The sequence below is a fragment of the Streptomyces sp. Root1304 genome (genome assembly GCF_001426405.1).
Lineage (GTDB): Bacteria > Actinomycetota > Actinomycetes > Streptomycetales > Streptomycetaceae > Streptomyces.
In genome coordinates this window covers 214,767-240,261 of record NZ_LMEP01000001.1, presented here as the reverse complement: position 1 = coordinate 240,261, position 25,495 = coordinate 214,767, and the positions used below count along the sequence as shown (strand labels likewise).

The window sequence follows — 25,495 nt, the reverse complement described above, 5'->3', positions numbered from 1 at the left end:
GCCACCGGGCGGGCGCCGGCGAGCCCCGCCGGCCCCGTCCCCGGCAGCACGACGGCCTCCGGGGGCCACGGGGAGTCCGTGGGGCCCGGAGGCGCGGTCGGCCAGGGGTCGGTGAGCGGGGTGCCGCAGGGCGGGCGGGCCGGGGGGCGCGGTTCGCCGGCCCGCGGCGCGTCCGTGGGCTCGGGTTCCCCGGCCCACGGGTCACGCACGCCTGACCTCCGCCAGCGCCCACCAGGCCGCGAGGCCCAGCACCACCGACATGAGGACGGTCGAGGGGCCGCCGATGTCCGCGTAGAAGAAGTCGATGAGCTGCCAGGCGAGCAGGCCCGTGGCGACCAGCGCGCAGTCCGCGCCGAGGCGGCGCCGCCGCAGCGCGCCGACCAGCAGCGCCACCCAGCTGCCCGCCAGGGCCAGCAGCCCGAACAGGCCCTGCTCGCTCAGTACCAGGAGGTACATGTTGTGCGGGGACAGCAGCGGCTGCCGCTGGAAGGCGGCGCCCGCGCCCGCCGTGTCGCTGCCGGAGGACAGCGCGAGCGAGGCGTTGGAGTCGCGGTAGGCGGGGAAGCCCTTGAGGCCGACGCCGGTGACCGGCTCCGCCCGCCACATCCGCCCGGCCGCCGCCCACATCGTGTACCGGTCGGTCACCGACTGGTCCGGCGCCGCCGCCACCTGCGTGATGCTGGTGACCCGCTCCTTCACCATCGACGACCCGATGCCGAGACCGCCGACCAGGACCACCCCGAGCGCCCCGGCGGCGAGGGCCACCCGCGCCGCCCGCCGGGGCCCCGACAGCAGCAGCTGCATGCCGCAGGCGAGGACGGTCGCGATCCACGCGCCCCGGCTGAAGGAGAGGACCAGCGGCACGAAGAGGAGACCCGCGCAGACCACCGCCGCCGTCCGCGTCCGGCCGGGCCCGCTGCCGAGCGCGATGCCGGTGACGACGACGAGGCCGTACGCCACGACGGTCGCCATGCCCATCACGTCGGTGGGCCCGAAGGTGCCGACGGCCCGGATGTCCTCGCCCTGGTAGGAGGCGCCGGTGCCGGTCAGGTACTGGCCGACGCCCACCGCGCCCTGGAGCAGCGCGAGCCCGACCAGCCCCCAGGCGACCACGGCGAAGTCCCGCCGGTCGCGGATCATGAGGAGCACGGCCGCCGGGACGAGGACGAAGATCTGCACGTAGCGGGCGACGCCCGGCAGGCTCGCCGCCGGGTCGTTCGAGGTGATCGCGGCCAGACAGATCCCGAGGACCGGCAGGCCGAGGACGACGGCGGCCGTCCGGGTCAGCGGCCGGGCGCCGCCGCGCAGCACCCGGACGAGACAGACGAGGACGAGCAGCCCGGAGGCCGCGTCGGCGACCGTTCCCGTCCCGCCGGTGCCGCCCTGGGCCCCGCCCCCGCCGGGGACGAGCAGCAGCGCGACCACGGCAAGGACCGGGGAGAGCGCCCCGGCCCGGCGGGCCAGGTCGCGTACGTCGTCCGGGGCGACCGCCGGCCCGGTCACGGCCGTGGCCATCCTCAGCTCCCCGTGGGTCGGACGAGCCCGGCCGCCGTACGCAGCAGGATGCAGACGTCCTGCCAGAGCGACCAGTGGTCGATGTAGTGGTTGTCGAAGCGGCAGCGGTCCTCGATCGAGGTGTCACCGCGCAGCCCGTGCACCTGCGCCAGACCGGTCAGCCCCACCGGCATCCGGTGGCGGGCCGCGTACCCGGCGTGGATCTTGCTGAACTGGGCGACGAAGTACGGCCGTTCGGGACGGGGCCCGACCAGGCTCATGTCGCCGCGCAGCACGTTCCACAGCTGCGGCAGCTCGTCGAGCGAGGTCTTCCGCAGGAAGCTCCCGGCCGCGCTCATCCGGCGGTCGCCCGCCACGTTCCAGCGGGTCGCCGACTCGGTGTCGTCGGAGGGGCGCAGCGTACGGAACTTCAGCAGCGTGAAGTGGCGCCCGTACTGGCCGACCCGCTCCTGCCGGAACAGGACGCCGGGACCGTCGGAGAGGCGTACGGCGAGCGCGCAGAGCAGCAGCACCGGCAGCGCGAGCGCCAGCGCGGGCGCGGTGAACACGAGGTCGAGGGCGCGCTTGGCGGTCCGCCCGCGCCGCTGGTCCAGCGGGACCATCCGGTGCCAGGCGTGGCCCCACATGTGCTCGCCCATCGGCCCGTCCTGGTGCCGTCCGCCGACCCGCCAGGTGGTGCAGCCGTACTGCTGGAAGAGGGTGACGAGCCCGGGGTCGTCGTCGAGGAACACCGCGTCGCGCACGGTGTTCTGGATGACGGCCCGGTGGATCTCCTCGGTCGTGGCGAGCACCGGGAGCCCGGCCTCCCCGGCGGCCCGGGGAGCGCCGCCCTGCTCGGGCACGCCGACGATGCCGACCGGCCGCATCCCGTACTCCGGGTGCTGGACCGCCGAGGCGGCGAACCGGCGGGCGGCCCCCGTGCCGCCGACGACGAGCGCCGAGCGGGGGTGGGCGCGCGCGATCCGGCGGCGCCGGGCGAGCAGCAGGGCCCGGACCAGGACCGCGACGCCGACGTGGGCGCCGTAGGCGGCGCAGAGCCGCAGCGGTCCGATGGCCAGGGCGGGGGAGTACGCGGCGGCGCCGGCCGCGGCCAGGCACCAGACGACGCCGGCGCGGGAGGCGAGGGCGGGCAGTTCGTCGAGGGCCCGGCTGCGGACGGGCGGCCGGTAGAGGCCGGCGTGCCCGTCGAGGACCAGGACGAGCGCCAGGACCGGCAGCAGCAGCCGGGCGTCGTGGTGGACGGCGCTCAGGAGCGTGCCGCCGGTGAGGACGGCCAGCCCGTCGACGGCGACGAGCGGGGCCGCGCCGGACCGTGTCCGGACGCGGCGGTGGCGTGGCAGCGCGAGCCGGTCGGTCGCGGCGCGGCGCGGCGCGAGGGAGGCGAGGCCGAAGGCCTGGCCCGCCGTGGGCCAGGGGCCCGGCGAGGAGGGGACGCTGGTGCTTTCCGTGGTCACTGCGCAATCGGCTCTCTGTGCTCGGTGCCCCGCACTCCGGTCAGTTCGCGGTAGACGTCCGCGACGGCAGCGCCGGTGCGCCGGACATCGAATCTGCTGAGTACGTGCTCGTGGGCCTCGCGGCCCAGGCGGTGCCGCAGCTCCGGCCGGCCGAGGAGGCGGCCGAGAGCGGTGGCGAGCGCGGCCGGGTCCTCGGGCGGGACCAGGCATTGGGGTTCATGGGCGGGCGGCAGGCTCTCGCGGGCCCCGTCGACATCGCTGACGACGACCGGCCGGCCGGCCGCCATCGCCTCCAGCGGCGCGAGCGCCATGCCCTCCCAGCGGGACGGCAGGACGACCACGTCGGCGGCCCGGTACCAGGGGGCGGTGTCCTCGACGGCTCCCGTGAAGCGCACCGAGGGGCCGGCGGCGGCGCGCAGCCGCTCGCCGTCGGGTCCTTCGCCGACGAGGACGAGCCGGGCCGTGGGCACCTCGGCGAGCACGGCGGGCCAGGCGGCCAGCAGTACGTCCTGGCCCTTCTGGCGACAGAGCCGGCCCACGCAGACGACGGTGGGCGCGGGATTGCCGGGCGGCCCTTCGGTCGCGAACCGGGCGACGTCCACACCGTTGTGGACGACGGACCAGGCCGCCGTCACACCGGCGGCCTCGCCGGTACGCCGCTCGGCCTCGCTCACACAGACGATCCGGTCCGCCCAGCGGGCGCCGAACCGCTCCCAGCGACGGGCGAGCGAGGCGGTCGTTCCCTCGACGGCCTCGAACGACCAGGCGTGCGGCTGATACACCGTCGGAATCCGTCCGCGCAGGGCGAGTCGGGCGCAGAGGCCCGCCTTGGCGCTGTGCGCGTGGACGAGTCCGGGCCGGACCGTACGGATCAGCCGGGCGAGTTCCCTGGTCTCGCGGACGAGGCCGGGCCCGGGGTTCCGGCCGGCCCGCCAGTCGTGGGTCTCGGCGCCCTCGGCGCGGACGGCGGCGGACAGGGAGGTGCCGGGCGGGCAGGCGACGGCGACCCGCAGGCCGGCGGCGCGCTGGGCGCGGACCAGGTCGACGACGACGCGGGCGACCCCGCCGTCGCCGGGCTGGACCGCGTGCAGGACGGTGACGGACGCGGGGTCCGATGCTCGTGGAGGCTGCACGTCAGCGCCGGACGTCCGCCTGGAAGAAGAGCGCACCGAGCCAGACGGTGTCCTTCCGGCTGCCGAACCGGACGTGGACACGGTCGGCCCCATCGCGCAGTGCCCCCCGCAGATCGAAGACGTCGGAGTCGTACCCCAGGGTGTTCGTACGATCGGGAAAACGGACCGTACGAGCGCCGAATTCGGTGATGCTGGAGTTCATCACGTCGTCCGCGGAATTGGCGGAATCGGCGAGCCGGGTGCTCTTCGTGCGGCTCGTGCGTACGGCCAGGTAATCGCCGGGAGTTCCGCGGTCGCCGTCATAGGCGATCACGCCGAGCCGCCCGGCCGCGGCCTTGTCGTAACGGTTTCCGTCGAGCGGGACGCGCAGCTCGCCCGTCCCCGGGCCGACCGTTTCGAATCCGTCCCAGACGCCGATCCGGCGCAGCGGCTCCGAGGCCTTCTCGTACGCGGCGACCAGCGTCCAGCCGCCCCAGCCGCCGACCGTCGAGCGGCCCATGGCGACATTGACCTGGGCGACGGTCCACTGGCCCGGACGGGAGGAGCGGACCAGGTCGGTGACATCGGCGGAGGCCTGGAAGGCGTCGGCGCCGTCGGCCGTGCGGTGGCCGATGAGGGTGTCGGTGAGCAGGGCCTTGTACCGTCCGCCGGGCTCGGCGATCAGCACCCGGCCGTTGTCCTTCGGGGGCTTCTGCTCGCCCACCCGCAGGTTGCCGCCCCAGTAGAGCCGGGCCCAGCTGACCCGGGCGCCCGCCGGCACGGCGAGCTCGGCGCGGCTGGAGTTGTACGTGAGGGGGTCGTCGTCCACGTCGACGTACGCGAGGGTGGCGTCGTCGTTGACCGACTCGGTGCCCTTCGCGCCCCGGGCCGAGGAGTTGGCGGCGCGCACGACCCCACCGTGCTGCACGGCCTGGTAGCGGGCGGCGAAGGGGACGCGGCTCGCCTCCCGGGGCTGTGGGGCCGCGGCGGAGGCGGCCGGCAGCGCGGCGGACAGCGCCGCACACGACAGGGCGCACAACACGCTGCGACGCACAGCAAGAACCGCTGAATTCCGCATACAGGTTCTCCGCTTTGATGAGAGAAGGAAGGGAAGACCCGAGAAGGCCGGGAGAGGGGAAGGTGTCGTCCGCACGAAATGAGTGAACGCGCGGCGGGCCCGGAAGCAACGTTCGGGAACGTTATAACCCCGGCGCGGGGCGATAGTAAGCATTAGATGCCTGGAAACGCTAACTCCCGTATCCGCGGGGCCGGTTCCTCGTTGAGCGTGTTGCGCCATTCCACGCCCACTCCCTCCAATGGCCCTCCTATGGCCCAAAGATCGGTTGAACGTCACCCGTTCGGGAGAGCAACCGATGAAAAGCCGGGGCGTTGTTGAGGGGGCCGGGCCGAACAGTCCGCGCAGTCCGCGTTGAATTTCGATCGAGGAGCACTTCCCCATGTCCCGTATCGCCAAGGCCGTTGTCCTGACCGTGGGTGCCGCCGCCGCGGTCGCCGGTGCCGCCGGTGCCGCCGCCGCCGACGCCGGCGCGGAGGCCGCGGCTGTGAAGTCCCCCGGCGTCGGCTCCGGCAACGTCGTCCAGGTCCCGGTGCACATCCCGGTGAACCTCTGCGGCAACACCGTCAGCGTCATCGGCGCGCTGAACCCGGCCTTCGGCAACACCTGCGTCAACGCCTGATCTGGCACGCCTGATCGGTCCTTCCGAAGCCGGTGCGCCCACCCCGTCGGGGTGGGCGCACCGGCTTTCTCCTTGCCGGGACTGGTGGGGTACTCGTTCGGCGGCACCGTCGTGCGCCGTTCGGTGCAACGGCGTACGCCCCTTCGGGGGGTAGTTCGGGAGGGCGGATTCACTCGAACGGAGGTGTGGCGCTCCGTAGTTCCCCGGTCGCGGAGGGCTATACCCGCAGGCACTGCGAGAGGGCGGTTGTCCGACGCATAAGGAAAAGGAACACATGTGCGTCCCCTGGCTGCACGCCGTGGGGCGGCCCTGGCGGCCGCGTCGGACGTGTGCGGTCGGCAAATAGCACCGGTCCCCATCGATCGGGTGCAGTGTCGAGAAATCCTCCCTCCCGGAGTTTCCGGGGAGCGAACCTCTCGTTACAGAAGCAGAACAAAGTGCGGGATTCGGTCAAGAAGCCTGCGCCGTACGTGACTTGAAGTACAGAGGAAGGATTCCCCCCATGAAGCCCACCAAGGTCGCCGCGATCGTCGCCGGTTCGCTGATGGCGATGGGTGCCGCCGCGCCCGCCATGGCCACGGAGGCGCTCACCCCCACCAGCCTCAACGGTGGTCTGGAGGCGATCGCCGCCAACGGGCTGAAGTCGGACGTGCTGAGCAGCACCACGGACGGATCCCCGGTGAAGACCGTCACGGACACCGCCACCCAGCTGAACCAGGCCACCAAGGGTGCCCCGCTGCTCGGTGGCCTCCCGGTCCCCGGCGGTCTGCCGCTGGGCGGCTGACGTTCCCTCAGTGCAAGGGCCCTTCCGGGCACTTACGGCGCCTTTCCGGGTGACCGTTCCTCACGGTCGGCTGATCGAATGATTTTCTGATCAGCTGCCGTGTTGCCCCCGCGATGGCGGGTGCGCAGACCCATACCCTCTGGCCAGTCCCACGCGAACGTCGGCGTGGAACCGGTCGGACGGAGCGAGGGGGGATCCTCGCCGGCCTCTCCCTTTCTCCAGAGGAAGAGCGGTATGCGGTCCATCATCAGCAGGAAAGTACTGACCGCGGTGGCAGCGACGGGCATCCTGTCGCTGAGCGGCGGATTCGCCCTGGCCGCGAGCTCCCATCCCGCCACGGGCGACGGGTACGGCTCCGGCACCAACGGTCACGCGCAGGCCCAGCTGCCCGCGGACGTCTGCGGCAGGGGCATGGACCTCGGCGAGTTCGTCACCGCCGCCGCCGGCGACCTCTGCGCCCACGCGGAGGAACCCGGCGGCTACGGCGACGAACCGGGTGAGCCCACGCACCCGCCGACGCACCCGCCCACGCACCCGCCCACGCACCCGCCGACGCACCCGCCGACGCACCCGCCGACGCATCCGCCGACGACGCCGCCGACGACGCCTCCCACGCACCCGCCGACGCATCCGCCGACGCATCCGCCGACGACGCCTCCCACCACGCCGCCGACGACGCCTCCCACCACGCCGCCGACGACCCCGCCGACGCATCCGCCGACCACGCCTCCGACGCACCCGCCGACGACGCCTCCCACCACGCCGCCGACGACCCCGCCGACGACGCCTCCCACCACTCCTCCCACCACTCCGCCCGGCGACTGCGAGTCGCCCGCCCCCGGCGAGGAGCCGGAGCCGGGCTGTGAGGAGCCCACCCCGACCACCACGCCCAGCGTCCCTGGGAAGCCGCACCTCCCCGACACCGGCAGCGACCCCGCCCTCTGGGGCGCGGCCGCGATCAGCGCCGCGCTGATCGTCGGCGGCACCGTCGTCCACCGCCGCGGTGGCCGGATCGCCCGCCGCCACTGACCCGTACGGCCCCCGGGCCGACGAAGCGTCAACCCGAGGCCCTCACCGTCACCGGTGAGGGCCTCGCCTGTTGCTGCACACGGGGGAGTTCCGCCACGTTCCCCCGAAGGTCTCGTTGTCAGAACATGACTCTGCGCTCTCACGCCGGCATGGGACTTCTCATGACCGCACTCGCCTCCGCCGCCCTGGCCTCCCCGGCCGTGGCCGTCGAGGCGCCGGTGATCATCCCGCTCCAGGGCCTCGAACCGGTGCTTCCGATGGACGCCCCCACGGTGGCCACCGGCGTCCCGGTGCCCATGCCCGGCGCGCCCACCGGCTTCCAGAAGGGCCTCGGCTCGCTGCCCGACATCGCGCTGCCCAGCGTGCCGCTCACCGGCACCCTTCCCGCCACGGTGGTCGACGCCCCGCTGCCCGAGGTCCTGAAGGGCAGCGAGCCCGGCCGCGCCCTGTTCGCCACCCCGCACTCGGAGATGGCGGCGGCCACCCCGGGCGCCGTCCTCGGCAACCCGGTGACCGCGCCCACGGGCAACGGCCTCGCCGGCCTGCCGGACCTCGCGGAGCCCCGGCTCGGCCTGCTCCCCCCGATGGTCAGCGGCGCCCTGGACTCCCAGCTCGGCCTGGCCCCCGAGGCGCGCTGACGCCGAGGGGTACGCCCGCTCCGACGCGGACGGGCACTCCCTTTCTTACGTCCATTCTGTTATTCGGTCATGCGTGCGGATCTGAACCGGCTGGGTGAAGACACGATTCTTCCCCGCCACCCCAAGGGATTTCGTTCGTTGCACGAGAAGGCTTGTCGCATGGCCACTGCCCGCGGTCCGACGTCGCCCCGCCGTATCCGGCGGCGAGCGGCGATGTCGGACCGCGGGCCATTTTTTCGGGTTTCCTTCTTCTCTTTCGGCCCAATACCCGTGACCCGCACGCCCGCCCGGCGTTGAACGGGTTCGACGGCCGTGATCCCTGCGGTCGCTTTCCACGTCCAAGGAGTTCTTGATGTCTCGCATCGCGAAGGCTGCCGCTGTTCTCGCCGGCACGGGTGCCGTTGCCCTCAGCGGAGCCGGCCTGGCCGTCGCCGACTCGGGCGCCGAGGCCGTCGCCGCTCACTCGCCCGGTGTCGCCTCCGGCAACGTCGTCCAGGTCCCGATCCACGTTCCGGTCAACGTCTGCGGCAACACCGTGAACGTGATCGGTCTGCTGAACCCGGCCTTCGGCAACACCTGCGTCAACGCCGACGGTGGCCACGACAACGGTGACGGCGGCTACGGCGGCTGATCCCCCCTCGCCTCACACGTGTCCCCCCGGCCCGACGGGCCGGGGGGACACGTGCGTCGGGAGCCGGACCGTCAGACGTACCGGTAGATCCGGCTGTGGTCGAACATCGACGCCGGGGTCACCCCGAAGGGCGCCATCGGCTGGTGCCGGGCCACGACCTTGCGGTACTGGGCGTCACCGAGCGGCGGCGGCTCCGCCGGGAGGTACGCGGCCCCCGGGTTGCGCTGCTGCCACCGCGACCAGACCAGGTCGACGAAGGAGTGGTGCAGCCAGAACACCGGGTCGTTCACCGAGCCGCCGCCCAGCATCAGACCGCCGACCCAGCGGTGCACCCGGTTGTGGATGCGGAACCGCTCGTTGCCCCGGCCCGGCGCCCAGCCTTCGAGGCGGTTGCGGAAACCGGAGGTGCTCGTCGAGTTCCACGGCGCCGTGTCGTACACCCGCTCCCGCATCACCTCGTCGAGCTGGGCCGAGGTGGGGAGCGCGATCGGATCGCGGGGGCGGCCGAAGTCCCTGGTCAGGAAGCGGTCCTCGGTCATCGCCTGGGTGATGTTCCAGCGGCCGGAGGAGTGCGCGAAGGGCCCGGTCATCACCTGGAGGTCGGCACGCCGGCCGTTGCCTCCCATGAAGTCCTCGCGCCAGACCGAGGACGCCGGGGTGTTGTCCCGGGTCCAGTCCCAGTACGGCACCGAGACCGTCGGGTCGAGCCGGCGCAGGGCCGTCTCGAAGTCCAGCAGGAACTTGCGGTGCCAGGGCAGGAAGCTCGGCGTCATGTGGGCGACGCGGAGCCGGCCCTCCCCGTCCGAGCTGTAGTAGTCGATGTGGGTGCGGACGAAGCGGTCGTACGCACCGGTGCGCTTGAGCTCCAGGACGGCGGCGACGAACTTGCGCCGCTCGGCGGCCGTCAGATCGCGCTGGTTCTTACGCGTGTACACCACGCGGGCTCCCTCCCGTCGGGTCGGTGTGGACGCCGTGGGCGCCCGCGAGCGCGGAGAGCGGGGCCCTGCCCAGCTCGTCCACGGCCGCACGGGTGGCCGCCAGCGGTGTCGGGCAGGACTCGTAGTGGTCGATCGGGGTGACGTAGCCGCCGTCGGCGCAGCGCATCAGATGCAGCGGCCTGCCGTCGACGAGAGCCGTCGGTCCGCCCTCGGGGCCGGAGAAGCCCAGGAGATGGCGGCCCCGGTACATCTCGTCGAAGGCGTGGGGGTCGCGGGGACCCTCCGCGCGGTTCTCCGACGGCGGCCGGGACGCGATGCGGCCGAGTGCGCTCCCCGTGAAAGCGGTGACGGCCACGGCGAAGAGCGACCGCAGGGCCACGCGGCGCGGGACGATCATGGGTGGTCTCCTCGGGGTCGGCTGAGGGTCTCCCCGCCGCAGGCAGGGGAAGCCCTCAGGGCACAACGATGAAACCCCGGGTTCGTTGCGGCGGAAATGCCAGCGGCGTGAATGTCGGCCGTTCGAGTGAAAGCGGCGTGGGGAAAGGGTGGTTGGAGCATTAGCATCCGGATTCATGACCACTTCCAACGTCGTTTCCTCGGCGCGCAGCGCCTCTCCGCTGGGAACTCTCACGGTGATTCCGTGGTCCAGCGAGCCCTCCGCCGAATCGGCGGGTACGCCTTTCCTGATGGCGTACTCGCTCGGCGACGGCCGGGACGGACCGGAGGCTGGTCAGCAGGCCATGCGGACGGCCCTGGAATCCATGGGACTTTCCGTCGGCGACCGGCTCTTCGACCTGGACAAGGACGCCGGGATCAAGGCCTCCCTGCTCGTCGAAGGTGGCTCCGCCGTCCTCAGCCTGCCCTTCCTCAAGGTGCAGTGCCCGGTCCCCGACGAGTGGCAGGCCGCCGCCCGTGAGGCCGGGCAGGTCTATCTCATCTGCTCCGTGCGGCCCTGGCCCGAGGCCGTCCCCGGGCGGCCCGTCGACGAGGCGCGGCTGCGGTCCTTCGTCTCCGACGAGGAGATGCTCGCCGAGAGCGCCCACGTCCTGATGCCGGTCCGCCGCCTCCAGGGCTGATCGGAAGACCGAGCGGGAAGGGGAGCGCGGCATGGCGACGGTGAACGTACAGGGTGGGGTGCCGGGTCAGCGGCAGGAGGACGGGTCCGCGCGGGAGGACGCCGGGCCGGCCGGCGCGAGCCGGGCCTTCGCCTGGATGCTGATGATCACCGGGGCGGCGGGCGTGCTGTCCGGCTGGGTGATCACCATCGACAAGTTCCTGCTGCTGGAGGACCCCGGCTTCCAGCCCGGGTGCAGCCTCAACCCGGTGGTCTCCTGCGGCAACATCATGAAGAGCGAGCAGGCGGCGGTGTTCGGCTTCCCGAACCCCATGCTCGGCCTCGTCACGTACGCCGTCGTCGTCGCCCTCGGCGCCGGGCTGCTCGCCGGCGCCCGCTACCGGGGCTGGCTCTGGCTCGGCCTCAACGCCGGGATGCTCTTCGGCGTCGGCTTCTGCACCTGGCTGATGTACCAGTCGCTGTACGAGATCAACTCGCTCTGCCTGTGGTGCTGCCTGGCCTGGACCGCCACCATCGTCATGTTCTGGTACGTGACCGCGCACAACGTCCGTACCGGGCTGATCCCCGCCCCGGCGGGACTGCGGACCTTCTTCGGCGAGTTCGCCTTCGCCCCGCCCGTCCTGCACATCGGGATCATCGGGATGCTGATCCTGACCCGCTGGTGGGACTTCTGGACCAGCTGACGTGACACGCTTCCTCTCTTGGCCGCGGGCCGCACTCACCGTGCTGCTCGCGGCCGTTCTGGTGTTCCTGTTGCTCCCCGACCGGATCGCACCCGGCGACCGGCACACCGGCGGGTCCGGGACCGCGCCGGATCCCGCGCCGCTGCCCGGCGTCCCCTCCGGGTTCTTCACCGGCTCCGACGAGGCCGGGGTGCGCCGGATCGCCGGGGCGCAGGCCTGGCTCGGCGGCGATTCCCTGACGGTCGGGCACACCTACCTGCCGGGTGACCGCTGGTCCAACATCGAGGGCCACCCCGCGCTCTTCGAGCCCTGGGCGCGGTGGAAGCGGGAGCGGCCCGGACGGCTCTTCGTGCTCAACGTGCCGCTGCTCGACCGCAGCGAGGAGGGGCTGCCGGACGCCGAGGTGCGGACCGGGCTGCGCGGCGGCGCGGGGGGCGACTTCGACCGGCACTTCCGGGTGCTGGGGGAGCGGCTCGTGGAGCACGGCCTCGGGGACGCGGTCCTGGTGCTCGGCTGGGAGATGAACGGCACCACGTACAGCCATCGCTGCGGCCCGGACCCGGTGGCCTGGAAGGCGTACTGGCGGCGGGTGGTCGGGGTGCTGCGGGGGGTTCGGGAGCAGCGGTTCCGCTTCGACTTCACGCCGAGCCGGGGGCGGGACGCGGTGGCGTGGCCGCTCTGCTACCCCGGGGACGACGTCGTCGACATCATCGGGATGGACGCGTACGACCAGCCCGCGGGGCTCTCCTTCGAGGAGCAGGTGACGGAGGAGTACGGCCTGGAGCACCAGGTGCGGTTCGCGGCGGCGCACGGCAAGCCGGTCTCGTACCCGGAGTGGGGGCTGTTCAGGAACGGCGACAACCCGGCGTACGTCCGGGGGATGCTCGACTGGTTCGCGGCCCACCGGCCGGTGTACCAGACGGTCACCGACTACTGCCCGCACGGAGTGTGGGGGTGCGCCGACAATCCGGAGTCGGCGCGGGTGGTCAGGAAGGCGCTGGGGCCGGCGGCCGGCCCCTGAGGGGCCGGTTCGGGGCGGCTCAGGCGTGCTGGTACGCGACCAGGGAGATGCCGACGTAGTGGACGATGAACGCGGCCAGGGTCAGCGAGTGGAAGACCTCGTGGAAGCCGAACCAGCGGGGCGAGGGGTTCGGGCGCTTGATGCCGTAGATGACGCCGCCCGCGCTGTAGAGCAGCCCGCCGACGATCACCAGGACCAGGACGGCGATGCCGCCCGTCCGCATGAAGTCCGGCAGGAAGAAGACGGCGGCCCAGCCCATCGCGATGTAGCAGGGCGTGTACAGCCAGCGAGGGGCGCCGACCCAGAACACCCGGAAGGCGATGCCGGCGGTGGCCGCCGCCCAGACCGCCCACATGAGCGGCTTCGCCGTGGAGTCGGGGAGCAGGAGCAGGGTGAGCGGGGTGTAGGTGCCCGCGATGATCAGGAAGATGTTGGCGTGGTCGAGGCGCCGGAGCACGGCCTCGCCGCGCGGGCCCCAGTTGCCGCGGTGGTAGAGCGCGCTGATGCCGAAGAGCAGGCAGGCGGTCAGTACGTAGATGCCGCAGGCGATGCGGGCGCGGGGCGAGTCGGAGAGGGCGACGAGGACGAGGCCCGCGACGATCACGGCGGGGAACATGCCCGCGTGCAGCCACCCTCTGAGCCGGGGCTTCGTCGGGAGCGACGGGGTTTCGTCGACCGGGGTCTGCGCGATCGGGGTCGCTTCCGGCGTGGCTGCAGTCATGGAAACGAATCGTACCTACGCCCCCGTAGGTCCCGGATATGAGTGGCGATGCTCACGTGTGCACCCCCCTGGACATATGGGCGTTTCCATCGGATGATCAAATGAGTGCGGTCGGCACCGGATGAGCAGCTACGAAGCATCCGGGTCGCGGCCCCCACGGGGCACACATCAAAAAACCCCTCTACAAGGAGCAATCGTGGCGCGCGACAACGCGGCTCCCCAGACCCTTCCGACCCGGCACCAGGGCCTCGTCTCCTGGGTGAGCGAGATCGCCGAGATCACCCAGCCGGACAACATCGTCTGGTGCGACGGTTCCGAGGCCGAGTACGAGCGCCTGTGCGAGGAGCTCGTCGCCAAGGGCACCTTCAAGAAGCTCGACCCGGCCAAGCGCCCGAACTCGTACTACGCCGCCTCCGACCCGTCCGACGTCGCGCGCGTCGAGGACCGGACCTTCATCTGCTCCGAGAAGGAGGAGGACGCGGGCCCGACCAACCACTGGAAGGCCCCGGCCGAGATGAAGGAGCTCTTCGCGGGCTCCGAGGGCATCTTCCGCGGCTCCATGCGCGGCCGCACCATGTACGTCGTGCCCTTCTGCATGGGCCCCGTCGGCTCCCCGCTCTCCGCCATCGGCGTCGAGATCACCGACTCCGCGTACGTCGCCGTCTCCATGCGCACCATGACCCGCATGGGCCAGGCCGTCCTCGACGAGCTCGGCACCGACGGCTTCTTCGTCAAGGCCGTCCACACCCTCGGCGCCCCGCTGGCCGAGGGCGAGGCCGACGTGCCGTGGCCCTGCAACACCACCAAGTACATCTCGCACTTCCCCGAGAGCCGCGAGATCTGGTCGTACGGCTCCGGCTACGGCGGCAACGCCCTGCTCGGCAAGAAGTGCTACGCGCTCCGCATCGCCTCCGTCATGGCGCGCGACGAGGGCTGGCTCGCCGAGCACATGCTGATCCTGAAGCTGACGCCGCCGCAGGGCGAGGCCAAGTACGTCGCGGCCGCGTTCCCGTCGGCCTGCGGCAAGACCAACCTGGCCATGCTGGAGCCCACGATCTCCGGCTGGACCGTCGAGACCATCGGCGACGACATCGCCTGGATGCGCTTCGGCGAGGACGGTCGCCTCTACGCGATCAACCCCGAGGCCGGCTTCTTCGGCGTCGCGCCCGGCACCGGCGAGCACACCAACGCCAACGCCATGAAGACCATGTGGGGCAACTCCGTCTTCACCAACGTCGCCCTCACGGACGACGGCGACGTGTGGTGGGAGGGGATGACCGAGACGGCCCCCGCGCACCTCACGGACTGGAAGGGCAACGACTGGACGCCCGCGTCCGAGACGCCCGCCGCCCACCCCAACGCCCGCTTCACCGTGCCGGCCGGGCAGTGCCCGATCATCGCGCCGGAGTGGGAGGACCCGAAGGGCGTGCCGATCTCGGCGATCCTCTTCGGCGGCCGCCGCGCCTCCGCCGTCCCGCTGGTCACCGAGTCCTTCGACTGGAACCACGGCGTCTTCCTCGGTGCGAACGTCGCCTCCGAGAAGACCGCCGCCGCCGAGGGCAAGGTCGGCGAGCTGCGCCGCGACCCCTTCGCCATGCTGCCGTTCTGCGGCTACAACATGGGCGACTACATGGCCCACTGGGTCAAGGTGGGCGCTCAGGCGGACGCCGCGAAGCTGCCGAAGATCTACTACGTGAACTGGTTCCGCAAGAACGACGCGGGCAAGTTCGTGTGGCCGGGCTTCGGCGAGAACAGCCGTGTCCTGAAGTGGATCGTCGAGCGCCTCGAAGGCAAGGCCGAGGGCGTCGAGACCCCGATCGGCATCCTGCCGACCGCCGAGTCCCTCGACACCGACGGCCTGGACCTGCCGGCCGAGGACCTGGAGTTCCTCCTCAAGGTCGACCGTGACGTGTGGCGCGAAGAGGCCGCCCTCGTCCCGGACCACCTGAACACCTTCGGCGACCACACGCCGAAGGAGCTGTGGGACCAGTACCACGCGCTCGTCGAGCGCCTGGGCTGATCCCGCACCGCAGACTCGTGGTGGGTTGCCCCGACATTCCGCCCTGACCAGTGGGGTCACGACGGCCCACCACGACGCATCCGGCCCCCGGAGCCCCCTCAGGCTCCGGGGGCCGGCGCATGTCCGCGGGCGTTTCCGGTCAGAGGACCGGCTGCCCGGCCTCCACGGTCGCGACGGCCCGGCGGCAGGCGTCGCGGAACTTCACGAACTCGCCGTTCCAGGAACTCGCCCGGCCGCCACGGCTGTCGGGGTCCGTGAAGAGGCTCCTGCGCAGCTCGGTGGTCAGCTCCAGCTGCCCGCCCTTGCCGAGCATCGTCCGGTTGCACGGGTTCGACGGGTGGTCGCCGTTGAACTCGGTGAGCCGGGACGCCCACGTCGCCGACAGCGAGTCGATCGCCGGGAACCCGGCCGCGTTCAGCTCCTTCACCAGCTCCTGCCGGAGAACGGCGTTGAGCCCGCCGACGACCGCCACCCGGCGGTCACCGGTCGGCGGGAAGGAGGTCGTGGGCAGCGCCAGCTGGTCGAAGGTGCAGCCGTGCAGGCTCAGCACGTTGAGATGGCTCGCCGCCGTCGACACGGCGACGTGGTCGTCGCAGTTCTTCGAGGTGACGTGCAGCGCCTTGTTGCCGGAGGACAGCAGACCCTCGAACATCCAGTAGTCGTGCACCGTCGGCAGGACCGGGGCGCCCGCGGGGTCGCTCGGGCTGTAGCCGGCGATCCCGAGGCAGAGTTCGCTGGTGCCGATCTCGATGCCGCCGCCGTGCAGCGCGAGGACCGCGGTGCGCCGCACGGGGGCGACGGTGGTCATCGAGGTGTCGATCAGCTCGTGGCGCCGGGACCTGCGGCTGAACGTGGTGCCCTCCTGGCCCGCCAGCTCCTGGTAGAGCGCGGTGTTGGAGGGGTACTCGACGTCCTCCGCGTACGCGGGGGCGGCGGTGGCGAGCTGGGTGAGGAGCGGGGCGCCCGCCGTGGCCGCGGCCGCCAGGGCGGTGAGGACGGTACGGCGGGACGCGAAGCGATCTGAAGATGTCATGTGCGGAACATAATGGATCAGTTGCCCCGCTCCTCCACGTACCGCGTATGGATCTCCTGCCGGATCGCCTCCGCGTCCCTCAGGGCGCCCGCGATCGCCGTCGCCTCCTCGTGGAGCGCCGCCAGCTGGCGTTCGAGATGGCTCTCCGGCGCCTCGGTCCCCGGATGGAACCGCGACCACCACCGGGTCCGCACGAAGGTGTCGACGGCCTCCGGCACGTCCTGCCGCACCGCGCGGGCCAGCACGTGCAGATGGTCCGGGTCGCTCACCCAGCCCGGTTCGAGCAACGCCTCGACGAGCGACTCGAAGGAGCCGAGCCGCTCGCGGGTGGCGGGCGGCAGCTCCACCTCCGCCAGATACGCGCGCAGGGTCGCGAAGTCGGCGCGCAGCGCCTCCAGCTGCTCACCCGCGTCCGGGAAGTGCGGGGTGCCGGGACGCTCGGGCGGGGCGATCAGCGCCCCCGCCGCGTAGAGGCCCGCGACCACCAGCGGCCACAGCGAGCCGGCCGCCCCGGTGAGGGCGATGCCGACGCCGGCCAGGCCGCAGACGCTGCCGGTCAGGTTCTTGCGGGACTCGGCGTACCGGACGAGCCGGACGAAGAATCCCCTACTGGTAGCCACGGATCTCCTCGAAGGCCCCGTCCAGCGAACCCTTGGTAGCGTCGAAGAGCTTTCCGCCGGTCAGGTCCGCGATGTGGGAGAGCTCGCCGCGGTCGGAGTCCCCGAACAGGATCGGGAAGACCGGGGTGTGCTTCTGCGCCGCCGGCAGGGACCCGTAGAAGGTGTCGAAGGCGGCGGCCGGATCGCCGTCGGTGTTCTCCCCGTCCGTCATCAGGACGACGGAGGTGAAGGTGTCGGCCGGATTCCTCCCCAGGAAGCGGTACGCCTCCTGGAGGCTGGAGTAGACCGCGGTGCCGCCGGAGGCCGAGAGCCCCTGCGCGTCGGACCTGATCGCGTCGAGCGCCGCCCGCGGCGAGGCAGGGTCGACCGTGCGCGTCCGTACCTCGCCCTGCTTCACCGCGGAGCCGAACGGCATCAGCGTCACCTCCTCCCGGTCCCGGAAGTCCTCCGTCAGCTCGACCAGGGCCGTCTTCAGGCGCTCCAGCCGCTCGCCGCCCATGGAACCGGAGGTGTCCAGCACGTACACCGTGCGGGAGGGCCTGCGCAGGGTGTTGTCGTACGCGTCGAGCAGCCCGTCCGCCACCTTCCGGCTGCCGGGGAAGGGCAGTTCGCGGCGCTGGTCCTCGGCCAGCCGCGCGGACGGCGCGACCCCGACGACCACCGGCCGCCGCAGCGTCGTGTCGGTGATCCGCCGCTGGGCCTCCGGGGTGCGCAGATACGTGGTGAGCTTTCCGGCCGCCGCCTTCGCGTCCTGGCCGGCGGAGGTCAGCAGGGTGAGCGGGTAGTCGGCGGTCACGACGCCGTCGGACGGCCGGATCACGGTCAGCTTCCCGGGCGCCGAGAGCAGCACCGACTCGTAGTTGACCAGCGCGTCGACGTCGGTGCGGCGGGCGTACGCGGTGGCCAGCCAGCCGGAGGAGCCCGAGGTCAGCTTCTGGCCCGCGAAGAACTCCTTCAGTCGGGGCGTGGCCGCGGTGACGTCCTTCTCGGTCAGCGCCGACTGGGCGCCGGAGAGACCCGAGGCGACCGAGACGAGCGCGGAGAAACCGGAGTTGGAGCGCTTCGGGTCGGTCATGCCGTACGTCAGCTTCCCGGCCGCGACCGCCTGGTGCAGCTGCGACCAGGTGACCTTCGCCGGGTCCCAGCCGAGCCGGGCGACCGCCTCGGGCCGGACGCCGAGGGCCACCGGCGAGGCCATGATCGGCGTCTCGCCGGTGATCCGCCGGGCGGTGTCCGGGCGGAGCCGCAGATAGTCGTTGGAGGAGAGCCAGATCGCGTCGTACGACTTCTCCGCCGCGCCGGACGCGATCTGCTCGACGGCGTCCAGGGTGCCGACGTAGGTGGGCCGGACGGTCACCCCGGTCGCCTCGCGGGCGTCTTCGAGGACCGGGGCCATGTCGGCCAGTTCGGAGGAGGCGAGGACCCGGAGCGTGCCGGGGACGGAGGCCTGGTCCGGCCCGTCGGTCCGGCCGCCGCTCGACCCGCCGACGCTGTTGTCGATGGTGCCGCACGCGCTGCCGGTGGCGGTGACGAGCAGGGCGAGGGCGAGACCGGCGAGGAGACGGGGGAGGGTGCGGGTTCTCCCGGGGGTGCGGGTCGGGGCTGTCCCGGGGGTGTGCGCCGGGGGCGTCCCGGGGGTGCGGGTTCTCATGCGGGGCCGCCGCCTTCCAGTGCGCCGGTGCGGCGGCTGCGGTCCAGGTGGGCACTCGCCTCCTGGAGTTCGGCGGTCAGCGACTCCACCGTCGCCGCCATCGACTCCGTCGCCCGCACCTTGTACGTGTCGATGGCGTCGAGCGTCCGGTAGATCTGCTCGAAGGCGGTGTGGAGCGTCTCCGCGCCCACCGCCGGGTTCGCCGCCAGGACCTGGATCTCGCCGGCCTGCTGGGAGATCATCTCGGCGTTGCCGAGGATCAGCCGCTCGGTCGTCGAGCGCAGCTCGGTCACCTGCTCGGTGACCTTCCGCTGGTTCTCCAGCGCGGAGGCCAGCATCACCGCGATCCGCAGCGCCGCCAGCGTCGTCGTCGCCGCCCGCTCCACGCCCTTGATCAGTTCGTCGTTGTTCCGGCGGACCACGTCCATCGCCAGGTACCCCTGGGCGCAGACGGCGAGCTGGGTCAGCAGGTCCTGGTGCTTCTGCCGGACCGGGAAGAGGACGTCGGCGCGGAGCGCGTCCGCCTGGCCCGGGTCGGGCGTGGCGGCGATGCGCTGCTCCACGGCCGCGTCGAGGGCGTCGGTGAGCACCGCGTACTCCTGGAGCTTGCCCATGGTCTCCCAGAGGCGGGCCCGCTCGGTCTGCAACGCGGCGTTGTCGCGGCGCAGTTCGTCCTGGCCGCCGCGCAGGGAGCCGACGATCCGGTTCAGAGTGGCCTGCGAGGAGGCGTACTTGGCGACGTGGTCGCGCAGTTTGTTGCCGCCGGGCAGCTTCGAGAGGAAGCCCTTGAAGCCCTTGCCCGGGGTGTCCCGGGGGTCCAGGTCCTCGACGGTGCGCCGGAGTTCGACGAGGGAGGAGCCGACCCGGGCCTGGGCGTCGCCGCCCGGTGCGCCGGTGCCGAGCGAGCGGACCGTGCGGTCGAGCATGCGGTTCGACTGCTGGGCGGCGGTGCGGATCTCGCCCGCGCCGAGCGCCGCGATCTCGCCGATGCGGCCGGCGAACTCCGGGGAGCGCGGGTCGAGTCCGGAGAGCGAGCCCACGTACTCGCCGGCCCTCCGGGTCATCTCCGTACGGGTCGCCTCGTCCAGCGGCACCAGACCGGAGGCCTGCTCGGCGCGGACCACGGGGACCGGCTCGGGCGGGGTGAGGACGAGCGGGGTGTCGTGCTCGGGCGGTGTCAGGGCCATCGTTCTTCTCGGATCCTCGGGCGTGCTCATGCGGTGTCCCCCTGGTCGCGGGCCCGCAGGGCCATCTCGTGCAGCACCTTGCTGGTGGGCACGGGCGCCTGGCGGACTCCGGTCAGCGTCTGGTTGAGGTAGGCGGTGTGGCCCTCGGTCGCGGCGGTGAACTCGCTCGCCGTGCCCTGCGGCCGGAATCCGTGACGGACCGCGAGCCTGCGCAGCTCGGGGTCCTCGGAGAGGAGCCGGCCGAGTGCCCGGCCGTTCTCGGTGAGCGGGACGAGCGTGTGGTCGCTGTTGACCGTGGTGTCCGGGTAGAGGACGACGAGGTCGCCCATCGGCCGGCCGGCGAGCAGCTGGGCGGCGACCTGGGACTCGTACACGAGGACGAGCGGGTTGCCGACGCCGCTCACGAAGTCCCGGAAGGGGGCGTCGGAGCTGGACTGCTGGGCGCCCTGCACCTGGACCAGCTTGCGCAGCAGCGGGGCCGTGCGGGTGACGGCGGCCCTGTCGCCCGCGACCCGTCCGCCGTCGGCGACGTAGCTCGCGGCGGCGAGGTAGAGGGCGCCGGAGCTGGAGGCGACGGGATCGGTGGAGGTGATGAAGAGGGTGCCGCTCAGCTCGGCGTGCCCGGCGGAGCCCTTGAGCTGCTGCCAGCTCCGGTCGGCGCGGGCCGCCGCGAGGTAGGCGTCCATCTTCAGGGTGCCGCTCGTGCCGCGCGGGCCGAGGGTCGCCAGGCCGTTGTCGGCGAGGACCCGGGCGGCGGCGCTGTGCGCGACGACGACGAGCGGCGAGTAGAAGGGGCGGAGCGGGGCCGTCGCCGCCTTGTCCTTGGTCTTCGCCTTCGCACGGAGCTCGTCGGCCGGCCCCTTGGAGGACGGGAAGGCGAAGTCGTAGCCGTCGAGGGGCAGTTCCTCCATGTCCCAGGACCCGGAGGTCTCGGTGCCCACGGTGAAGCCCTTCGCGGCCAGGGCCTTCACCACCTGTGGATCGGCGAAGAACTCGGCCTTCTCCGATCCGATGACTCCTCGCACGGTCTTCGTTGCCGTGCCCGTGTCCTTGTCGCCGCCCGTCACGAGGACGGCGGCCACGCCGCCCAGGAGCAGGACGGCCAGGACGATTCCCAGGATGCGTCTCACGCGGGCAGCGTGCTCGCGGAAACCCACATTCCAGGGGGAGTTGGGTGTACGGGGAGTGAAGGGGCGATCCCGGTACCGAACCGGAGGGAGGTGCCCCGGTATCGGTCCGGAAACGACGAGGGGCGGGGCGGGGGCGGGGGTACCGTGGGCCACCGTTACGAAGGAGGGGGGCGCGATGCCGCGTTGGGTGATCGTGATGTTGGTGGTGACGGGCGCGCTCGTCGTGCTGGTGCCGGTCGGCGGGATCGCCGCGTACATCTACGCCTCGGGGAAGAACCACGAGAACATGCGGTTCCCGTCCGACGACGTGACGGTGGCGCGGTGCGCCGTGGATCCGGCCACCGGGCGGCCGGTCGCGGATCTGTCGGTGACCAGCGGGGCGGTCCGCGAGGGCACGTTCACGGTGACGGTGGAGTTCCAGGACGAGCGGGAGAAGGCCGTCGACCGGGGCGTGGGGGTCGTCCGGGGCCTCGCGGTCGGGGCGACCGGGCGGACGACGGTCGTGGGCGCCGAGAAGTACCGGGCGGGGAGCCCGCGGTGTGTCGTGTACGACGCCGAGTTCGCGTCGACCGACGCGGTGACCACCCCCTAGGTGTCCCCAGGGGGTCTGGGTGTCCCCAGGATTGGGTGGCGCCCGGTCCGCGCGGTTCGTGCCGCGCGGACCGGGGCCGTCAGGGGGCTCCGACCAGGGTTTCCCCGGTCAGGGCCGCGGTGTGCGCGTCCATGCGCCCGGCGGCGAGGATCGCGGCGGTCGTGTCGGCCCGCGAGGCGGCGACGACCAGGGCGCGGCCCGCGAGGGCGTGTGCCCTGCGGTGCAGGTCCGGGGCGGACGAGCCGCTCAGACCGGCGTGCCGGGCGGGCGGTGCGCCGCGCAGCCGCGCCACCTGCCGGGCGATGAGCTCGCCGGCCTCCGTGTCGCCCAGCTCGTCGGTGACGGCGAGCAGGGCGGCGAGGTGTCCGGCGAGCTGGATGTCCAGCTCCTCCTCGCGGGAGCGGTGCGGATACGCGTCCTGGGTGTCGTCGGCCATCCGGTGGACCGACTTGGTGCGGATCGGTTCGTACATGGGACGGCCTCCTGAGTGCTCGGGAGCCATCCTAGCTTAGATCCAGTCTAAAGTTGAGCGGAGTCCGGCCCGGACTCCGGTGGGTTCTCAGGGCTGGCTGTAGCCGTCCAGGAACCGGCCGATCCGGGTCACCGCGTCCGCCAGGTCCGCCGCCGCCGGCAGCGTGACGATCCGGAAGTGGTCCGGCTCGCGCCAGTTGAAGCCCGTCCCGTGCACCACCATGATCTTCTCCGCCCGCAGCAGGTCCAGGACCATCTGCCGGTCGTCCTTGATCTTGTAGACGTTCGGGTCGAGCCGCGGGAACAGGTACAGCGCGCCCTTCGGCTTCACGCACGTCACGCCGGGGATCTGGGTCAGCAGCTCGTACGCCGTGTCCCGCTGTTCGAGCAGCCGCCCGCCCGGCAGCACCAGGTCCTCGATCGACTGCCGGCCCTGGAGCGCGGCGGCCACCGCGTGCTGCGCCGGCATGTTCGCGCAGAGGCGCATGTTGGCGAGGATCGTGAGGCCCTCGATGTACGAGCTCGCGTGGTGCTTCGGACCGCAGACCGCGAGCCAGCCGGAGCGGAAACCGGCCACCCGGTAGTTCTTGCTCATCCCGTTGAACGTGAGGACGAGCAGGTCGGGCGCGAGGGAGGCGGTCGGGGTGTGCGTGGCGCCGTCGTAGAGGATCTTGTCGTAGATCTCGTCCGAACAGACCACCAGGTTGTGACGCCGGGCGATCTCCGTCAGGCCGCGCAGCATCTCGTCGTCGTAGACGGCGCCCGTCGGGTTGTTCGGGTTGATGATCACGATCGCCTTGGTGCGGTCGGTGATCTTCCGCTCGATGTCGGCGAGGTCCGGCATCCAGTCCGCCTGCTCGTCGCAGCGGTAGTGCACGGCCGTACCGCCCGCGAGGGAGACCGAGGCCGTCCACAGCGGGTAGTCGGGGGCCGGGACCAGCACCTCGTCGCCGTCGTCGAGCAGCGCCTGCATCGCCATCTGGATCAGCTCGGAGACGCCGTTGCCGAGGTAGATGTCCTCGACGGAGAGCGGGATGCCCTTGGTCTCGTAGTGGCTCATGATCGCGCGGCGGGCCGAGAGCAGCCCCTTCGCGTCGCCGTAGCCGTGCGCCTCGGAGAGGTTCCGCAGGACGTCCTCGAGGATGGCGGGCGGGCACTCGAAGCCGAAGGCGGCCGGGTTGCCCGTGTTGAGCTTGAGGATGCGATGACCCGCGGCCTCAAGCCGCATCGCCTCTTCGAGCACCGGACCCCGGATTTCGTAACAGACGTTGGCGAGCTTCGTGGACTGGATCACCTGCATGCCGAGAGCTTACGGCGGGGCGGGCCGGGACGCCTCGTGTTTTGGGCCACGTGGGAGCCCGCGGGAGCCCGGAGGAGTACGGGAGAGGGCGAGGGGGAGAGGTGAGGAGAGGGTGAAGGACGGCGAGGGGCGGCGAGGGTCCCCCCGGGTGTGACCCGTGTCGCACCCGTCGTGTCGTGCTCCCTACAATCCGGGCCTATGAGTCATCTGGACCCCGCAGCCGCCGCCCCCCGCCGCGGCCGTCGCCGCCACGCCCCCGCACGCCGGGGTCCCGGCGCGGTGTGGCTGCTGGCCGCCGGGGGCGTCGTCGTGCTCGGGCTGACCGCCGCGGTGCTCGGCTCCGGCGACGGTACGGGGGGCCCGGGCGGCACGTCGGGGACCCCGGGCGGCGGCGCGCAGGACGGCCCGCCCGCGCTGATCCAGCCCGATCCCGGCACCGGGGACCCCGGCACCTCGGGCACCCCCGCGCCGCGCGCCTCGGGGACCGGGCAGGGCGGCGACGGCGTACGGAAGGACGGTCCGACGTCCTCCGCCACGGCCGGGCGGACACCGACGGCGGGGCCCTCCGGGGACGCGACCACCCCGGGGACCTCACCGACGGACCCGGCCGATCCCACCGCCGGCACCGGTGCGGGCGACCGTACGGGCAAGCCGGGGCGGGGCCGGGGAGCGGGCAAGGGGCCGAGGTGACGGCCGGGGGCCTCCCGGCGCCGGGATAGGTTGGGCCCCCATGTGGGTTTTCAGCGCCTCCGGATGCCGGTGGCTGGGTACGGCCGGGTCGTTCGGCGTCGCCGCGGGCGGCTGGGCCGCCGGGGCGCTGCCCGTGCGCGGCGGCGGGGGACTGTGGGAGCCGCGCGGCTCCGCGCTCACCACCGCGGGCGCCGTCCTCGCGTACCTCGGCCTGGCCCTGCTCGTCGCCGCCTGGTGGCGGTACGGCGTGCTGCTCGCCCGCGGCGTACGGGACGGGGTGCTCACCACCCTCGTCTGCTGGACCGTGCCGCTGCTGGCCGCCCCGCCGCTGCACAGCGCGGACGTCTACAGCTACATCGCGCAGGGCGCCATGGTCCTCGAAGGCCACGACGTGTACGGCGGCGGGCCCTCCGTCCTCGGCCCCGGCGAGCTGGGGGCCGACGCGGCCGCGTCCGTCGGCGGCCACTGGACGGACACCCCCGCGCCGTACGGGCCCGCGTTCCTCGTCCTGGCCCAGCTGGTGGTCAGGCTGACCGGCGGCGAGATCGTCCCCGCCGTCCTCGGCATGCGCCTCCTCGCGGTCGGCGCGCTCGCACTCGTCGTGTGGGCCGTACGCGGGCTCGGCGGCGGGCCCGGCGGCCGCGACGGGGCGCTGTGGCTGGCCGCGCTCAACCCCCTGCTGCTGCTCCATGTCGTCGGCGGCACGCACAACGACGGGCTGATGGCCGGGCTCATGCTGGCCGGTGTCCTGCTCGCCGTGCGCGGACGGTGGGTGCTCGGCTGCGTCCTCGTCGGCCTCGCGCTGACGGTCAAGTCGCCGGCGGTGGTGGCGCTGCTCTTCATCGGCGTGATGATCGCGCGCCGGGACGGCGGCGTCCGGGGGCTGGCCAAGGGCCTCGTCCTGCCCGGGCTCGTCGCGGGCGCGGTGGCCGCGGGGGCGACCGTGCTGGCCGGGACCGGCTTCGGCTGGCTGCGGACGCAGAGCGTCGCCGCGACGATCCACACCGCGCTGTCCGTCAGCAGCGACCTCGGGCTCGGTCTCGGGATGCTCCTCGGGGACGACCCCGACCCCGTGAAGGGGATCGTGCAGAAGCTCGGACTGCTCGTCGCCGTCGGGGTGATCCTGGCACTCGCGTGGCGCTCGTGGCGGGGAGCCCTCGACCCGGTCCTCGGGCTCGGCTTCGCGCTGGTCGCGCTGGTGGCGCTCTCCCCGATGGTGCAGCCCTGGTACCTGCTGTGGGGGACGGTCGTGGTCGCGGCGGCGGCCTGGCGGAGCCGGGCCGGGCAGCTGCTCGCGGTGCTCTCGGCGGCCCTCGTCTGGGAGACGGCACCGTCGGGACGCACCCCCTGGTACGGGTTCGCGCTGGCGGGGGTGGTGCTGGTGCTGGGCCTGGTGTGGATGCGCGGGAACCCCTGGGGCGAGGGGAAGACGGGGGAGGGCGTGACCGAGGACGCGGAGCGGGTGGGTACCCCGTAGGGGAAGGGCCTGCGGGGGCTCCTCCG

At 72.8% G+C, this 25,495-nt stretch carries 26 protein-coding genes; 12 read left to right on the top strand and 14 right to left on the bottom strand.

Going from position 1 to position 25,495, the window contains the following annotated elements; translation table 11 throughout:
- Positions 1 to 201: 201 nt before the first annotated feature.
- From ASD33_RS01045 to ASD33_RS01030, 4 genes are read right to left on the bottom strand one after another with little or no spacing between them, the layout of a single operon-like run.
- On the bottom strand, positions 202 to 1,515 hold the full coding sequence (locus ASD33_RS01045; protein WP_056551731.1) for an O-antigen ligase family protein: 1,314 nt from the start codon (positions 1,513 to 1,515) through the stop codon (positions 202 to 204).
- A gap of 2 nt (positions 1,516 to 1,517) precedes the next feature.
- Positions 1,518 to 2,969: an exopolysaccharide biosynthesis polyprenyl glycosylphosphotransferase gene (locus tag ASD33_RS01040; RefSeq protein WP_056551729.1), complete on the bottom strand. Its 1,452-nt coding sequence runs from the start codon at positions 2,967 to 2,969 to the stop codon at positions 1,518 to 1,520.
- Positions 2,966 to 4,102, bottom strand: a complete 1,137-nt coding sequence (locus ASD33_RS01035) for a glycosyltransferase family 4 protein (RefSeq protein WP_056551727.1) — start codon at positions 4,100 to 4,102, stop codon at positions 2,966 to 2,968. The genes ASD33_RS01040 and ASD33_RS01035 overlap by 4 nt, the downstream gene beginning before the upstream one ends.
- A gap of 1 nt (position 4,103) precedes the next feature.
- The gene (locus tag ASD33_RS01030; RefSeq protein ID WP_056551725.1) at positions 4,104 to 5,159 is read right to left on the bottom strand and encodes a DUF3344 domain-containing protein; all 1,056 of its coding nucleotides are present in this window, start codon (positions 5,157 to 5,159) and stop codon (positions 4,104 to 4,106) included.
- A 379-nt stretch (positions 5,160 to 5,538) separates the two neighbouring features.
- Between ASD33_RS01030 and ASD33_RS01025 the strand changes: the two genes are divergently transcribed.
- From ASD33_RS01025 to ASD33_RS01005, 5 genes are all read left to right on the top strand, one after another.
- Positions 5,539 to 5,778 (top strand): chaplin, encoded by a 240-nt coding sequence (locus ASD33_RS01025; RefSeq protein WP_056551723.1) that lies wholly within the window; start codon positions 5,539 to 5,541, stop codon positions 5,776 to 5,778.
- 502 nt (positions 5,779 to 6,280) lie between these two features.
- Positions 6,281 to 6,562: a hypothetical protein gene (locus ASD33_RS01020; protein ID WP_056551721.1), complete on the top strand. Its 282-nt coding sequence runs from the start codon at positions 6,281 to 6,283 to the stop codon at positions 6,560 to 6,562.
- Positions 6,563 to 6,796: 234 nt separating this feature from the next.
- Positions 6,797 to 7,591 (top strand): hypothetical protein, encoded by a 795-nt coding sequence (locus ASD33_RS35665; protein ID WP_056551719.1) that lies wholly within the window; start codon positions 6,797 to 6,799, stop codon positions 7,589 to 7,591.
- A 161-nt stretch (positions 7,592 to 7,752) separates the two neighbouring features.
- Positions 7,753 to 8,229: a hypothetical protein gene (locus ASD33_RS01010; protein WP_242426800.1), complete on the top strand. Its 477-nt coding sequence runs from the start codon at positions 7,753 to 7,755 to the stop codon at positions 8,227 to 8,229.
- Positions 8,230 to 8,581: 352 nt separating this feature from the next.
- Positions 8,582 to 8,860 (top strand): chaplin, encoded by a 279-nt coding sequence (locus tag ASD33_RS01005; RefSeq protein ID WP_056551716.1) that lies wholly within the window; start codon positions 8,582 to 8,584, stop codon positions 8,858 to 8,860.
- A gap of 71 nt (positions 8,861 to 8,931) precedes the next feature.
- On the opposite strand, the gene ASD33_RS01000 is transcribed toward ASD33_RS01005, so the two are convergent.
- Entirely contained in the window at positions 8,932 to 9,798 is an 867-nt protein-coding gene (locus ASD33_RS01000; protein ID WP_056551714.1) for a tyrosinase family protein, read from the bottom strand.
- Positions 9,782 to 10,195, bottom strand: coding sequence for a tyrosinase family oxidase copper chaperone (locus ASD33_RS00995; RefSeq protein ID WP_056551713.1), 414 nt, complete (start codon positions 10,193 to 10,195; stop codon positions 9,782 to 9,784). The genes ASD33_RS01000 and ASD33_RS00995 overlap by 17 nt, the downstream gene beginning before the upstream one ends.
- 175 nt (positions 10,196 to 10,370) lie before the next feature.
- Here ASD33_RS00995 and ASD33_RS00990 point away from each other — a divergent pair, with 175 nt between their 5' ends.
- The 3 genes from ASD33_RS00990 to ASD33_RS00980 are packed head-to-tail and all read left to right on the top strand — an operon-like array spanning position 10,371 to position 12,577.
- On the top strand, positions 10,371 to 10,874 hold the full coding sequence (locus tag ASD33_RS00990; protein WP_063991886.1) for a DUF5949 family protein: 504 nt from the start codon (positions 10,371 to 10,373) through the stop codon (positions 10,872 to 10,874).
- 31 nt (positions 10,875 to 10,905) lie between these two features.
- A complete protein-coding gene (locus ASD33_RS00985; RefSeq protein WP_056551709.1) occupies positions 10,906 to 11,556 on the top strand; it encodes a vitamin K epoxide reductase family protein in 651 nt (216 codons plus the stop codon).
- Position 11,557: 1 nt separating this feature from the next.
- Positions 11,558 to 12,577: a glycosyl hydrolase gene (locus tag ASD33_RS00980; protein ID WP_056551706.1), complete on the top strand. Its 1,020-nt coding sequence runs from the start codon at positions 11,558 to 11,560 to the stop codon at positions 12,575 to 12,577.
- A 19-nt stretch (positions 12,578 to 12,596) separates the two neighbouring features.
- Here the strand turns inward: ASD33_RS00980 and ASD33_RS00975 are convergent, their stop codons facing one another.
- Positions 12,597 to 13,298 (bottom strand): hemolysin III family protein, encoded by a 702-nt coding sequence (locus ASD33_RS00975; protein ID WP_063991885.1) that lies wholly within the window; start codon positions 13,296 to 13,298, stop codon positions 12,597 to 12,599.
- 196 nt (positions 13,299 to 13,494) lie between these two features.
- On the opposite strand from ASD33_RS00975, the gene ASD33_RS00970 reads away from it, so the two are divergent.
- The gene (locus ASD33_RS00970; RefSeq protein WP_056551704.1) at positions 13,495 to 15,318 is read left to right on the top strand and encodes a phosphoenolpyruvate carboxykinase (GTP); all 1,824 of its coding nucleotides are present in this window, start codon (positions 13,495 to 13,497) and stop codon (positions 15,316 to 15,318) included.
- Positions 15,319 to 15,457: 139 nt separating this feature from the next.
- On the opposite strand, the gene ASD33_RS00965 is transcribed toward ASD33_RS00970, so the two are convergent.
- From ASD33_RS00965 to ASD33_RS00945, 5 genes are read right to left on the bottom strand one after another with little or no spacing between them, the layout of a single operon-like run.
- Positions 15,458 to 16,351: a poly-gamma-glutamate hydrolase family protein gene (locus ASD33_RS00965; protein WP_056551703.1), complete on the bottom strand. Its 894-nt coding sequence runs from the start codon at positions 16,349 to 16,351 to the stop codon at positions 15,458 to 15,460.
- A gap of 17 nt (positions 16,352 to 16,368) precedes the next feature.
- The gene (locus ASD33_RS00960; RefSeq protein ID WP_056551701.1) at positions 16,369 to 16,971 is read right to left on the bottom strand and encodes a hypothetical protein; all 603 of its coding nucleotides are present in this window, start codon (positions 16,969 to 16,971) and stop codon (positions 16,369 to 16,371) included.
- The gene (locus ASD33_RS00955; RefSeq protein ID WP_199863424.1) at positions 16,958 to 18,622 is read right to left on the bottom strand and encodes a VWA domain-containing protein; all 1,665 of its coding nucleotides are present in this window, start codon (positions 18,620 to 18,622) and stop codon (positions 16,958 to 16,960) included. The genes ASD33_RS00960 and ASD33_RS00955 overlap by 14 nt, the downstream gene beginning before the upstream one ends.
- Positions 18,619 to 19,839, bottom strand: coding sequence for a toxic anion resistance protein (locus ASD33_RS00950; protein WP_056551699.1), 1,221 nt, complete (start codon positions 19,837 to 19,839; stop codon positions 18,619 to 18,621). The genes ASD33_RS00955 and ASD33_RS00950 overlap by 4 nt, the downstream gene beginning before the upstream one ends.
- Positions 19,836 to 20,966, bottom strand: a complete 1,131-nt coding sequence (locus ASD33_RS00945) for a hypothetical protein (protein WP_199863423.1) — start codon at positions 20,964 to 20,966, stop codon at positions 19,836 to 19,838. Before ASD33_RS00945 ends, ASD33_RS00950 begins: the two co-directional genes overlap by 4 nt.
- 148 nt (positions 20,967 to 21,114) lie before the next feature.
- On the opposite strand from ASD33_RS00945, the gene ASD33_RS00940 reads away from it, so the two are divergent.
- Complete coding sequence (locus ASD33_RS00940; protein WP_056551697.1) at positions 21,115 to 21,531, top strand: hypothetical protein; 417 nt, start codon at positions 21,115 to 21,117, stop codon at positions 21,529 to 21,531.
- A 79-nt stretch (positions 21,532 to 21,610) separates the two neighbouring features.
- Here ASD33_RS00940 and ASD33_RS00935 read toward each other — a convergent pair whose 3' ends face one another.
- Complete coding sequence (locus tag ASD33_RS00935) at positions 21,611 to 22,003, bottom strand: hypothetical protein (RefSeq protein ID WP_056551695.1); 393 nt, start codon at positions 22,001 to 22,003, stop codon at positions 21,611 to 21,613.
- 87 nt (positions 22,004 to 22,090) lie between these two features.
- On the bottom strand, positions 22,091 to 23,302 hold the full coding sequence (locus ASD33_RS00930) for a pyridoxal phosphate-dependent aminotransferase (protein ID WP_056551693.1): 1,212 nt from the start codon (positions 23,300 to 23,302) through the stop codon (positions 22,091 to 22,093).
- 198 nt (positions 23,303 to 23,500) lie between these two features.
- Here ASD33_RS00930 and ASD33_RS00925 point away from each other — a divergent pair, with 198 nt between their 5' ends.
- Complete coding sequence (locus ASD33_RS00925) at positions 23,501 to 23,992, top strand: hypothetical protein (protein WP_157869975.1); 492 nt, start codon at positions 23,501 to 23,503, stop codon at positions 23,990 to 23,992.
- Between the two features lie 40 nt (positions 23,993 to 24,032).
- Positions 24,033 to 25,469, top strand: a complete 1,437-nt coding sequence (mptB, locus tag ASD33_RS00920) for a polyprenol phosphomannose-dependent alpha 1,6 mannosyltransferase MptB (protein ID WP_056551689.1) — start codon at positions 24,033 to 24,035, stop codon at positions 25,467 to 25,469.
- The last annotated feature ends 26 nt before the right edge of the window (positions 25,470 to 25,495 follow it).